General features: G+C 72.6%; 11 protein-coding genes. 7 read left to right on the top strand and 4 right to left on the bottom strand.

What is annotated here, in order from left to right:
* Positions 1 to 6: 6 nt before the first annotated feature.
* Positions 7 to 633 carry a TetR/AcrR family transcriptional regulator gene (locus tag ABB07_RS35570; protein WP_208902565.1) on the bottom strand — a complete coding sequence of 209 codons (627 nt, stop codon included), beginning with the start codon at positions 631 to 633 and terminating at the stop codon, positions 7 to 9.
* A gap of 103 nt (positions 634 to 736) precedes the next feature.
* Here ABB07_RS35570 and ABB07_RS35565 point away from each other — a divergent pair, with 103 nt between their 5' ends.
* The 3 genes from ABB07_RS35565 to ABB07_RS35555 all read left to right on the top strand — a co-directional run bounded on the left by ABB07_RS35565 (position 737) and on the right by ABB07_RS35555 (position 3458).
* Positions 737 to 1366, top strand: coding sequence for an alpha-ketoglutarate-dependent dioxygenase AlkB (locus ABB07_RS35565; protein ID WP_208902564.1), 630 nt, complete (start codon positions 737 to 739; stop codon positions 1364 to 1366).
* 78 nt (positions 1367 to 1444) lie between these two features.
* Positions 1445 to 2191, top strand: coding sequence for an MBL fold metallo-hydrolase (locus ABB07_RS35560; RefSeq protein ID WP_208902563.1), 747 nt, complete (start codon positions 1445 to 1447; stop codon positions 2189 to 2191).
* Between the two features lie 31 nt (positions 2192 to 2222).
* Complete coding sequence (locus ABB07_RS35555; RefSeq protein ID WP_208902562.1) at positions 2223 to 3458, top strand: DUF4032 domain-containing protein; 1236 nt, start codon at positions 2223 to 2225, stop codon at positions 3456 to 3458.
* 1 nt (position 3459) lies between these two features.
* On the opposite strand, the gene ABB07_RS35550 is transcribed toward ABB07_RS35555, so the two are convergent.
* Positions 3460 to 4326 carry a universal stress protein gene (locus ABB07_RS35550; protein WP_208902561.1) on the bottom strand — a complete coding sequence of 289 codons (867 nt, stop codon included), beginning with the start codon at positions 4324 to 4326 and terminating at the stop codon, positions 3460 to 3462.
* Between the two features lie 240 nt (positions 4327 to 4566).
* On the opposite strand from ABB07_RS35550, the gene ABB07_RS35545 reads away from it, so the two are divergent.
* From ABB07_RS35545 to ABB07_RS35535, 3 genes are read left to right on the top strand one after another with little or no spacing between them, the layout of a single operon-like run.
* Positions 4567 to 6243 carry an NAD(P)/FAD-dependent oxidoreductase gene (locus tag ABB07_RS35545; RefSeq protein ID WP_208902560.1) on the top strand — a complete coding sequence of 559 codons (1677 nt, stop codon included), beginning with the start codon at positions 4567 to 4569 and terminating at the stop codon, positions 6241 to 6243.
* A 16-nt stretch (positions 6244 to 6259) separates the two neighbouring features.
* Positions 6260 to 7729 carry an ATP-binding protein gene (locus tag ABB07_RS35540; protein WP_208902559.1) on the top strand — a complete coding sequence of 490 codons (1470 nt, stop codon included), beginning with the start codon at positions 6260 to 6262 and terminating at the stop codon, positions 7727 to 7729.
* Positions 7726 to 8088, top strand: coding sequence for a UBP-type zinc finger domain-containing protein (locus ABB07_RS35535; RefSeq protein ID WP_208902558.1), 363 nt, complete (start codon positions 7726 to 7728; stop codon positions 8086 to 8088). The genes ABB07_RS35540 and ABB07_RS35535 overlap by 4 nt, the downstream gene beginning before the upstream one ends.
* Before the next feature lie 49 nt (positions 8089 to 8137).
* On the opposite strand, the gene ABB07_RS35530 is transcribed toward ABB07_RS35535, so the two are convergent.
* Positions 8138 to 9355: an SGNH/GDSL hydrolase family protein gene (locus tag ABB07_RS35530; protein ID WP_208902557.1), complete on the bottom strand. Its 1218-nt coding sequence runs from the start codon at positions 9353 to 9355 to the stop codon at positions 8138 to 8140.
* A 58-nt stretch (positions 9356 to 9413) separates the two neighbouring features.
* On the opposite strand from ABB07_RS35530, the gene ABB07_RS35525 reads away from it, so the two are divergent.
* Positions 9414 to 9575 carry a hypothetical protein gene (locus ABB07_RS35525; RefSeq protein ID WP_208902556.1) on the top strand — a complete coding sequence of 54 codons (162 nt, stop codon included), beginning with the start codon at positions 9414 to 9416 and terminating at the stop codon, positions 9573 to 9575.
* Between the two features lie 235 nt (positions 9576 to 9810).
* Here ABB07_RS35525 and ABB07_RS35520 read toward each other — a convergent pair whose 3' ends face one another.
* Positions 9811 to 11595, bottom strand: coding sequence for a M4 family metallopeptidase (locus tag ABB07_RS35520; RefSeq protein ID WP_208902555.1), 1785 nt, complete (start codon positions 11593 to 11595; stop codon positions 9811 to 9813).
* Positions 11596 to 11732 lie beyond the last annotated feature (137 nt).

Raw genomic sequence — 11732 nt, 5'->3', positions numbered from 1 at the left:
CCTTCCTCAGATCCTCGATGGGGAGCTGCTGCCGTCGGTGAGAAGTGCGGTGAGCAGTTGCTTCAGCCAGGCCCGGGCGGCCTCGACGTCCTTGTCCAGCAGCAGCTGGACGGTGACGCCGTCGTACGCGGCGACCACGGCGTGCGCGGCGCCGTCCGCATCGCCGAGCACGGCGGGCAGTTCGGTGTGGCCGCGGGCGCGGAACAGGCGGTCGGCGATGGCCTCCCGGAGCCGGGCACGGTGGTCGAGGAGGACGCGGGCGACCTCCTCGTCGCGCGCGGCGTGCACCAGGAAGTCGGTCTTGACCAGCAGCCAGTCCACGTCGAGCAGCAGCACCTCGGTGACCCGGTCCACCGAGGCGGGCACGTCGAGACCGGGGCCGTCCTGGGCGAGGGCGTCGGCCACCTGGGCGGCGATGAGGTCCGCCCGCTCCTGGTAGAGGGCGAAGAACAGTTCGTCCAGAGTGGCGAAGTTGGAGTAGAAGGCGCCGCGGCTGAAACCGGCCGCGTCGCAGATCTCCTCGATGGAGACCCGTCCGAAGCCCTTGGCCGCGAACACCTCGAACGCGGCCTGAAGCAGCCTGGCCCGGGTGCGGACGCGGCGGCGGGTGACGCGCTTGGGGGTGTCTTCCATCGGCCCTCACTTTCGATACGCGAATGTATCCGATACATCGATGCATCGAAACCCCTCGCGATCACATGGGAACGCATATTCGATTCAGGAGTACGCTGGGCCCATGTCCACGCATCTCCAGGGCTCCCTGTTCGACCAGACCGACGAGCTGCGGCTCGGCCCGCTGGACGGGCTGCGCCGGACCGAGCTGGGGTCGGGCGCCTGGATCGACGTCCTGCCGGGCTGGCTGAGCGGGGCCGACGCCCTTTTCGAGAAGCTGGCGGCGGACGTGCCGTGGCGCGCGGAGCGCCGCAAGATGTACGACGCCGTGGTGGCCGTACCGCGCCTGCTGGCCTTCTACGCGGCCCACGACGCGCTTCCCCATCCGGTGCTGGACGAGGCCCGCGACGCCTTGTCCCGGCACTACGCCGAGGAGCTGGGCGAGCCGTTCACCACCGCCGGGCTGTGCTTCTACCGCGACGGCCGGGACAGCGTGGCCTGGCACGGAGACCGGATCGGGCGGGGTGCCCGGGAGGACACGATGGTCGCGATCCTGTCCGTCGGCACCCCCCGGGACCTGCTGCTGCGTCCGGCGGGCGGAGGCGGCGCGGCACTGCGGCGGCCGCTCGGACACGGCGATCTGATCGTGATGGGCGGCTCCTGCCAGCGGACCTGGGAACACTGCGTACCGAAGACCACCCGGGCCACGGGGCCGCGCATCAGCATCCAGTTCCGGCCGCACGGTGTGCAGTGACGCGCCCCACCGGTGCGGCACACCGGCACATCTGGTTGGCTGTCCCCGACGGTCGGCCGCACAGGGCTCGGGGAGATCATGCGGACAGAGGTACACCAAGTCGCCGAAGGCACCTACCTGGTGCACGGCAACCACGTCAACTGGGTCATCCTGAAGGACGGGGACGCCGTCACCCTGGTGGACACCGGCTATCCGGGAGACCGCGAGGGAGTCCTCGCGTCCCTGGCGGAGGTGGGCAGTTCACCGGACGCGGTCGCCGCCGTGCTGATCACCCACGCGCACAACGACCATCTGGGCTCGGCCGAGTACCTGCGCGCCACCCACGGCACGCCCGTGTACCTGCACCCGGCCGAAGTGCCGCACGCGCGGCGGGAGTTCCTGCAGCAGGCCTCCATCGGCGATGTGGTCCGCAATGCCTGGCGGCCGGGCGTCGTGCCCTGGGCGGTGCACGTGATCCGCGTCGGCGGCACCGACCACAACCCCGTCACCGCGCCCGAGCCGTTCCCGGCCGAGGGCCCGCTGGACCTGCCCGGCCGCCCCGTGCCCGTGCACACCCCGGGGCACACCGACGGCCACTGCGTCTACCACCTTCCCGAGGCGGGCATCGTCATCTCCGGTGACGCCCTGGCCACCGGGCACGCGACCTCGCGGATCAAGGGCCCGCAGATCCTGCCCGGCTTCTTCCACCACGAGCGCGCCGGAGTCCTGGCCTCCCTCGGGACGATCGGCGCGCTCGACGCCGACACCCTGCTGCCCGGACACGGGCCGGTCCACCGGGGTCCGGTACGCGCGGCGGCCGAGCTGGCCCGGGACCGGGCCTCCTAGAACACCCGGCCGGGGCCTTAGGGTTCGTGCCATGGCCTTGCAGATCAGCGCCACGAACCCGGAGCACCCCGCGCTCCTGCTCGCCCTGCCCTGGGACGTGCCCCTCGAGGAGTGGCCCGAGGAGTACCTCGTGCCGCTCCCCCGCGGCATCTCCCGGCACGTGGTGCGCTACGCGCACGCCGGCGACGAGGTGATCGCCGTCAAGGAGCTGGCCGAACGGCCCGCGCTGCGCGAGTACGGGCTGCTGCGCGACCTCGACCGGCTCGGCATCCCCGCGGTCGACCCCCTCGCGGTGGTCACCGGCCGCACCGACCGCGTGGGCGCCCCGCTGGAGCCGGTGCTGATCACCCGGCATCTGCGCGGCTCGATGCCGTACCGCTCGATGTTCGAGACCACCATGCGCCCGGCGACCATGCACCGCCTGATGGACGCCCTCGCCGTGCTGCTGGTCCGGCTGCACCTGGCCGGGTTCGCCTGGGGCGACTGCTCGCTGTCGAACACCCTCTTCCGGCGGGACGCGGGCGCCTACGCCGCCTATCTGGTCGACGCCGAGACCGGCGACCTGCACCCGCGGCTCAGCCCCGGGCAGCGGGAGTACGACCTGGATCTGGCCCGGGTGAACATCAGCGGGGAGCTGCTGGACCTGGAGGCGTCCGGGGCGCTGCACCCGTCCGTGGACCCGGTGGAGTTCGGGCACGAGATCTGCACCCGGTACCAGGGGCTGTGGCAGGAGCTGACCCGCACCTCGGTGTACCCGGCGGGCAAGTACCACTACATCGAACGCCGGATCCGCCGCCTGAACGACCTCGGTTTCGACGTGGCCGAGATGCAGATCGAGCACTCCACGGGCGGCGACACGGTCACCTTCGTGCCGAAGGTCGTCGACGCCGGCCACCACCAGCGCCAGCTGCTGCGGCTGACCGGCCTGGACACGGAGGAGAACCAGGCGCGGCGGCTGCTGAGCGACCTGGAGAGCTGGATGGCCACCCAGGACGACTACGCGCCCGGCGATCCGCTGGCCGCCCGCCCCGAGGTCCTGGCCCACCGGTGGGTGCGGGACGTGTTCCGGCCCACCGTGCGGGCCGTGCCGCCGGCGCTGCGCGGCTCCATGGACCCGGCCGAGATCTACCACGAGCTCCTCGAACACCGCTGGTACCTGTCCGAGCGCGCCCAGCACGACATAGGCCTGGACACCGCCGTGCAGGACTTCATCGACAACGTCCTGCCGAAGGCGCGGGCGGCCCTGGAGCCGGCCGAGACCGAGTGACTCACTCGTGCGGGACCACGGCGACCGGGCACGCGGCGTGGTGCAGCATCCCGTGCGCGACCGAGCCGATCCGGGCACCCACGGCCGTACGGTGCGCCCGGCGCCCGACGACCACCAGCTGGGCCGCCCCGGCCGCCGCCAGCAGCACCTGGCCCGCGCTGCCCAGCTCGACGTGCTCGGCCACGGGCACCTCCGGGAACCGCTCCCGCCACGGCCCGAGCGCCTCGGTCAGCGCCTGCCGCTCGTAGGGTTCGAGACCGCCCGCATCGTCGAGGAGCCTGAGCGAGCCGGGGCTGTAGGCGAAGACCGGCGGCAGGGTCCACGCCCGTACGGCCCGGACGGCCGCGCCCCGGGCCGCGGCCGTCTCGAACGCGAACCGCAGCGTGGCCGCGCTGTCCTCGGGGTCGCCGTGCTGGCCGACCACGACGTCCCGCCCGGCGGCCTCGGCAGCCGGCTGGTCCCCGGCACGCACCAGGACCACCGGCCGGGCCGCCCCGGCGATCACCTGCTGTCCGACCGAGCCCAGCAGGAACCCGACCACGGGCCCGTGCCCGCGCGAGCCCAGCACCAGCATCTCCGCCTCCGCCGCGGCCCGGGCCAGCGCGTGCACCGGCTCGCCCTCGACCACGTCGACGCTCACCGCGAGCCCCGGATGCCGCCCCGACACGGCCCGCACGGCCTCCGCCACCCCGTCCGACGCCCAGCCGTGCTGGGTGTCCCGGTCGGCGGCGGCGAGCGACTCGGCGTACCGCCACGCGTGCACCACGCGCAGGGGCAGCCCACGGCGCACGGCCTCCCGGCCCGCCCACCCCAGCGCGGCCAGGCTCTCCTCGGTGCCGTCCACCCCTGCCGTGATCGGGCGTGCCATGCGCGGGCCTCCTCGTCGTCGCCGCTCCCCTGGTGCTGGTGCCCACTATCGGGCACGGCCGCGCACGGGCACGGCGATCTCTCCTGCCACGTGCCGCCGGTGATCCCCTTGGCCGGGCCGAGCCGGGCGGCTGTCGTATCCGAGGGCGGATCGGGGCGATCGAACATACGATGGCCGGGAACGGGTGCGGTGGTCCCCACGACACCGGCCCGTGGAACCGACGCTCGGGGTGGGAGACGCATGGCACAGGCCGCCGAGGCAGCGCGGACCGTCATCCTGACCGTGGACGACGACCCGGGGGTCTCCCGTGCCGTCGCCCGCGATCTGCGGCGGCGCTACGGCGAGTCGTACCGGATCGTGCGCGCGGAGTCCGGGGAGTCCGCGCTGCAGGCGCTGCGCGAGCTGAAGCTGCGCGGCGACCTGGTCGCGGTGATCCTGGCCGACTACCGCATGCCGCAGATGAACGGCATCGAGTTCCTGGAACAGGCGCTGGACGTCTATCCGGGGGCGCGGCGGGTGCTGCTCACCGCGTACGCGGACACCAACGCCGCCATCGACGCGATCAATGTCGTCGATCTCGACCACTATCTGCTCAAGCCCTGGGACCCGCCGGAGGAGAAGCTCTACCCGGTGCTCGACGACCTGCTTCAGGCCTGGCGCAGCAGCGCCTACCGGCCCGTGCCCAGCACCAAGGTCGTCGGACACCGCTGGTCGGCGCGGTCGTCGGACGTGCGCGAGTTCCTCGCCCGCAACCAGGTGCCGTACCGCTGGTACTCGGTGGAGGAGCCGGAGGGGCAGCGGCTGCTGGCCGCCGCCGGGCAGGACGGGCGGCGGCTGCCGCTGGTGATCACCCCGGACGGCACGGCCCTGGTCGAGCCCGAGGCGCCCGAGCTGGCCGCCCGGGTGGGGCTGGCGACGACTCCGACCGCCGACTTCTACGACCTGATCGTGATCGGCGGCGGGCCGGCCGGGCTCGGCGCCGCGGTGTACGGGGCCTCCGAGGGGCTCAGGACCGTCCTGGTGGAGCGGTCGGCGACCGGCGGGCAGGCCGGGCAGAGCTCCCGGATCGAGAACTACCTGGGCTTCCCCGACGGTGTCTCCGGCGCCCAGCTCACCGACCGGGCGCGGCGGCAGGCGGCCAAGTTCGGCGCCGAGATCCTGACCACGCGCGAGGTGACGGGGCTCGAGGTGAACGGCGCCGCCCGGGTCGTACGGTTCGCGGACGGTACGGCGATCGCCGCGCACAGCGTGATCCTCGCGACCGGCGTGCAGTACCGGCAGCTCGAGGCGCGGGGCTGCACCGACCTCACCGGCTGCGGCGTGTTCTACGGCTCGGCGCTGACCGAGGCCGCCTCCTGCCAGGGGCAGGACATCTACATCGTCGGCGGCGCCAACTCGGCGGGCCAGGCGGCGATGTACCTGTCCCGGGGCGCGAAGTCGGTGACGCTGCTGGTGCGCGGACCCGACCTGTCGGCCTCGATGTCCCACTACCTGATCCAGCAGATCAACGAGGCGCCGAACATCTCGGTGCGCCCGCACACGGTCGTGGACGCGGCGCACGGCTCGGACCACCTGGAGCAGCTGACGCTGCGTCACACCGTGACCGGGGTGAGCGAACGGGTCGACGCGCAGTGGATGTTCGTGTTCATCGGTGCCGCCCCGCTGACCGACTGGCTCGGTGACGCGGTGCTGCGCGACGAGCGCGGGTTCATCCTGGCCGGGCCCGATCTCACCGCCGACGGGCACCCGCCGGCCGGCTGGGAACTGGACCGGCCCCCGTACCACCTGGAGACCAGCGTCCCCGGGGTGTTCGTGGCGGGGGACGCGCGTGCCGAGTCCGCCAAGCGGGTCGCGTCCGCCGTCGGCGAGGGAGCCATGGCCGTGATGCTCGTCCACCGGTATCTGGAACAGTCATGAACGATCAGGAGCAGTCATGAGCGGGCAGATCGTGCCGTGCAGCCCCAAGGAGATCGGCTCGCTGTTCCTCTTCGAGAAGCTGAGCCCCGAGCAGCTGGGCCGGTTGTGCAGCGAGGGGCGGGTGGAGCTGTTCCAGCCCGGTCCGGTGTACACCGAGGGCGACCCGGCCACCTGCTTCTTCGTGATGATCGAGGGTACGGTGGTGATGTCCCGCCGGGTCGGCGGCGACGACGTGGAGGTCGGCCGCACCTCGCAGCGCGGGGTGTACGCGGGCGCGATGCAGGCCTACCTCGGCGACCGGGTGCCGCAGGTCTACAACAACTCGATGCGGGTGACGGAGCCGACGCGGTTCTTCGTGCTGCCGGCGGACATCTTCGCGGACGTCATGACCGAGTGGTTCCCGATGGCCGTGCACCTGCTGGAGGGCCTGTTCTTCGGGTCCAAGCGCACCCAGGCGGCGATCGGGCAGCAGGAGCGGCTGCTGGCGCTCGGCTCGCTGTCGGCCGGGCTCACGCACGAGCTGAACAACCCGGCCGCGGCAGCCGTCCGGGCCACCGCGACCCTGCGCGAACGGGTCGCGAAGATGCGGCACAAGCTCGCCGTGGTCGCCGAAGGGCCCTTCTCCCGGGACGCGTTGGCCGGCCTGATCGAGATCCAGGAGCGCACCGCCGAACGGGTCGCCAAGGCCCCGGTGCTCAGTCCGCTGGAGGCCGCCGACCGGGAGGACCTGCTCACCGGCTGGCTGGAGGACCACGGCATCGACTACGGCTGGCAGCTGGCGCCGACCTTCGTGCAGGCCGGGCTCGACGTCGACTGGCTGGAGCAGGTCGCGGCGGCCGTGGACGAGGAGATCCTGGGCGGCGCGGTCGCCTGGCTCAACTACACCGTCGAGACCGAGCTGTTGATGAACGAGATCGAGGACTCCACCACCCGTATCTCGCATCTCGTCGACGCGGCCAAGCAGTACTCGCAGCTGGACCGGGCGCCCTACCGCGTGGTCGACGTGCACGAACTCCTCGACAGCACCCTGCTGATGCTCTCCGGCAAGATCGGCGCCGGCATCGGGGTCGTGAAGGAGTACGACCGCACGCTCCCGCCGGTGCCCGCCTATCCGGCGGAGCTGAACCAGGTGTGGACCAACCTGATCGACAACGCGGTGTCCGCGATCAACGACGCGGGCGGCACGGGCACGTTGACGGTACGGACCGCGCTCGACCACGAGCGGCTGCTGGTCGAGTTCCGGGACACCGGTCCCGGAGTGCCGCCGGAGATCAAGGACCGGATCTTCGACCCGTTCTTCACCACCAAACCGGTCGGCGAGGGCACCGGGCTGGGCCTGGACATCTCCTGGCGGATCGTCGTCAACAAGCACCACGGCAGCCTGCGCGTGGAGTCGGTGCCGGGCGACACCCGCTTCCAGGTGCTGCTCCCGCTGACGGCCGAGCTGCCGGACACATCCGTCGAGCGAGCGGAGGAATCCGTATGAGCACCAGCGACAAGGCCGACGCGATCGACCCGGGCATCCCGCCCAGCGGCACCGGCTGCGTGGAGTGCGAGGAGGCCGGCGGCTGGTGGTTCCATCTGCGCCGGTGCGCGCGGTGCGGGCACATCGGGTGCTGCGACGACTCCCCCGCGAAGCACGCCACCGCGCACTACCACGCCACGGGGCATCCGGTGATCCGGAGTTTCGAGCCGGGTGAGGAGTGGTTCTGGGACTACACCACGGACGAGTTGTACACCGCCGGGCCCGAACTGGCGCCGCCCGAGAGCCATCCCGTCGATCAGCCGGTGCCGGGTCCTGCCGGGCGGGTGCCGGCGAACTGGGCCGAGACGCTTCGGGGTTGAGTGCCCGCTGGTTCGGGCCCTGCGTCGGTGAGCCGGCCGGAACTCCCGGTCAGCGGGTGCAGTCGAGACCGCGGAGGTCGACGGCGTCGGCCAGTGCGCGCATGCCCTTGTCGTCGGGGTGGAGGTGGTCACCGCCGTCGAGGAGCGGCAGCAGCCGTGCGGGGTCGTGGGGGCTGCGCAGGGTGCGGTCGAAGTCGGTGACCGCGTCGAACTCCCCGCTGGTGCGCAGGAATCGGTTCACTTCCCGGCGTACGGCCTCGGCGGGCGGGTCCCATCCGGGCCGGCCTTCGAAGGGGGCGATCGTGGCGACGGCCACGCACTTGCCCGCCGCGTGCACCCGCTCGGCGATCTTCCGGTACCCCTCGATCAGGTCCCGCGCGGTGACGCCGGTGTGCGCCCTGAGGTCGTTCACCCCCTCGAAGACGAAGACGGTGCGCACTCCGGGCAGGGACAGCACGTCCCGGTCCAGCCGGTGCAGGGCGCTCTGCCCGGCGCCGTCGGCGAGCACCTGGTTGCCCCCGATGCCTTCGTCGGCGACGCCCTGGACGGCCGTGCGGGCGGTGTGCAGGCGCCTCGCCAGGTAGTCGGGCCAGCGGCGGTTCAGATCCGCGGTGGAGTGCCAGCCGTCGGTGAGGGAGTCGCCGAGCGCGGCCACGCCACCGGTGGCGCTGCGGGAGGGCCGTACGGACACGGCGTCGAGGTACCACCAGGAGCCCGTGGTCCGCTTCCAGTCGGTACCGCCCTCCTCGGCGGTGTGGTCGCCGCTGTCGGTGTAGGACGTCTGCATCGCCAGCAAGTGGCCGGTCACCGGCCCGGCCGCGGCCGGGGTGTGCAGGCTGACCACCAGGTCGGTGCCGGCACGCAGCCGGGCGGGCAGGGGGTCGCTCCAGGCGGCGGCGCCCTCCGGGACGACGACGGTACGGGCGCCGCCGAAGGTCAGCGGCCGGTTGCTGCCCGGCCGCAGGGCCGCTCCCTCGCCGCGTACTCCGGCGTAGACACTGTCCACGGTCAACGGCCGGTCGCCGAAGGCGTTGCTGAGGCGGACGCGGAGATCGTCGCCGCCGACGCTGGTGTGCACGATCAGCCGGTAGCCCTCCGCGCCGGTGCCCTCGCCCATGCGGTCGGCGCTCGCCGCCCAGGTGACGACCCCGGAGGCCTGCTCGGCGGACGCGGGCAGAGCGGTCCTGGGCGCGGGCGCGGACTGGCAGACGACGGCCGTGAGCAGGGCGGCGGCGACGCGGCGGACGCGTCCGAACCGGCCGGTCATCGCGCGGGGTCCCGGGGCATGACGGACCCGCCGGGGTGGCATGCGGACCGTCCGGGACGTGTCTGCGTATCCCACGCAGGTCATGGTCGCGCCGACCGGGCGGACGCGCACCTCGGTGGGTGGTCGCCGCCCGGCGGCGCGGGTCGCCGACGAACCCCCGCGAGCGGCTCCGGTCCTGGTCATCGGGCGGGCGCTCGGGCCGCCGCCCGCCGAGGGGTGAGCGGACCGTACCTGGTCGCAGGGCACGGCCCACGGCGGTCGAGCCGACCGTGCGTGGTCGCGCCGGGACCGCCCGGGGACATCGCCTTCCGGGGCCGGTCAGGGCGCTCACCACACCCAGGAGCGGCAGCCCGGGCATCACGCGGTGACACCGGCGGCGGTCGGGGCGGTCCGGGCCGCCCCGGACGTGCGGATGCCCCGCGCAGGGCGGGGCATCCGGTGGTGCGGCGGCTGCGTCAGTGGTGCGCGGCCGGCGTGTTGGCGGCGGTGACGTTGACCGCGGCCCACGCCTTGTCCACCGTCTTGTACTCGGTGCTGTTCGCGCCGTACAGGTCCTTGGCCGCCTTCAGCGTCGCGAGGCGCGCGTCGTGGAAGTCGGTCGTGGAGACCATGTAGCGGGTCAGCGCACGGTAGAAGATCGCGGTGGCCTTGGCGCGGCCGATGCCCTTGACCGTGGAGTGGTCGTAGGTCGGCGAGTCGTAGGTGACCCCGTTGATGGTCTTCTTGCCGCTGCCCTCCGCGAGGAGGTAGTAGGCGTGCGAGGAGACACCGGATCCGGCGTGCACCTCGGTGTAGTAGGTGTCCGGCGACCAGTAGTCGATCGTACCCTCGAGCTTGTCGAGCGACGGGTGGTCGAGACGGCGCAGGAACTTCTGGGCGAGGCCCAGCTTCTCGCCGATCAGGTAGTCCGGCGTGTCCTTCTTGTTGTTGGTGTAGAACTCGACGTTGGAGCCGAAGATGTCCGCGAGCGACTCGTTCAGCGCGCCGGGCTCGCCGTACTGGTTGCCGTCGGAGTCGACGTAGGTCGGCTGCAGCTTGGCGGTCGCGTCCACCACCCCGTGGGTGAGCTCGTGACCGGTGACGTCGAGGACGACGAGCGGCTTCTTGAAGGTCTGGCCGTCGCCGTCGCCGTACAGCATGCAGGTGCAGGTCGGGTCCCAGAAGGCGTTGGCGACCTTCTTGCCCCAGTGGACCATGCCCTGGGCGGCCTTGCTGTTGTTGGCTATGCCGTTGCGGCCGAAGGTCTTCTTGTAGAAGTCCAGCGTCTGGGTGATGCCGTACTGGGCGTCGGCGGCGGCGCTCGCACGGTTGCCGGTCGTGCCGTTGCCCCACACGTTGGTGGTGCTGGTGAACTTCGCGCCCGCGCCGAACTTCTCGGTGTACGAGCCCTTGGCGTCCCTGGTCTCGGTGCCGTACCGGCTGGGGTCCTTGAGCTGGTAGTGGCCGCGCGAGGTCGCCGTGGTGGTCAGGCCGACGTTGCCCACGAAGAGGGTCTTGCCGGTGCCCTTGGCGGCCGACGGGTAGCGGGTGGCGCCGGAGACGCCGGAGCCGAGGAGCGACTCGGGGGCGGCGGAGGCGGTGCCGGTGGCCGGGTCGATCGTCTCGCCGTGCTCGCGCAGGTTCTCGAGCAGCTTCGGCGACAGGAACTCGTCGCTGTCGGGCGTGTTGCTGCGCACCTTGCCGGTGACGGCGTCGATGACGACGGTGTTGGTGCCGTCCTGGCCGGTCACGGTCACCTGGTAGGCGAGGGCGGACGATCCGCCGCGCGCGTCGACGACGAGCTGGGCGGTGCCCGCGTCGCCCTTGGCGGCCTGGGCGGCCTTGGCGGCGGCCTGGTCCGCGGTCAGCTTGGCCTGGGTGGTGGCCGGCTGGACGGCGTGGCCGGCTGCGCGGGTCACGCCGGTGTAGGCCAGCTGGTGGTCGAGGTGGACGATGAGGTCGCCGCCGAGCACGGGCATGCCGCCGTGCGTGCGGACGAACCGGACGTGCCGGGCGCCCTCGGGGTCGAGCATGACGTCCTGCGCGTGCAGTTCGTCGCCCTGGGAGACGCCGGTCGCCGAGGCGTGGGCGAAGGCCGCGGTGCGCGCCGCCTCGACCACCGCGGTGGCGTTCGTGGTGGTGGACGCCGAGGACCGCTCCGCCCCCGTGGAGGGACCCGCGAAAGCCGTTCCGGCCAGGCCCGTGGCAGCGGTGGTCACCGCGATGGCGACTGCGACGCTGCGTATGTGCGGTCTGCGCAAGGGTCAGGGTTCCTTCGTACTGAGGCAGCCGGGATCCCCAACTGCCTTGACGCATGACGCGGTTCACGTCACGGGGGCTGGTCGGGCCCCAAGGCGTAACCCTTAGGGATCAGTCATGTCCACGTAAAGGCGGAATG

Source organism: Streptomyces incarnatus (genome assembly GCF_001027185.1).
Taxonomy (GTDB): Bacteria; Actinomycetota; Actinomycetes; order Streptomycetales; family Streptomycetaceae; genus Streptomyces; species Streptomyces puniciscabiei.
The sequence above is the reverse complement of the archived record's forward strand: the minus strand, read 5'-3'. Positions and strand labels throughout refer to the sequence as shown.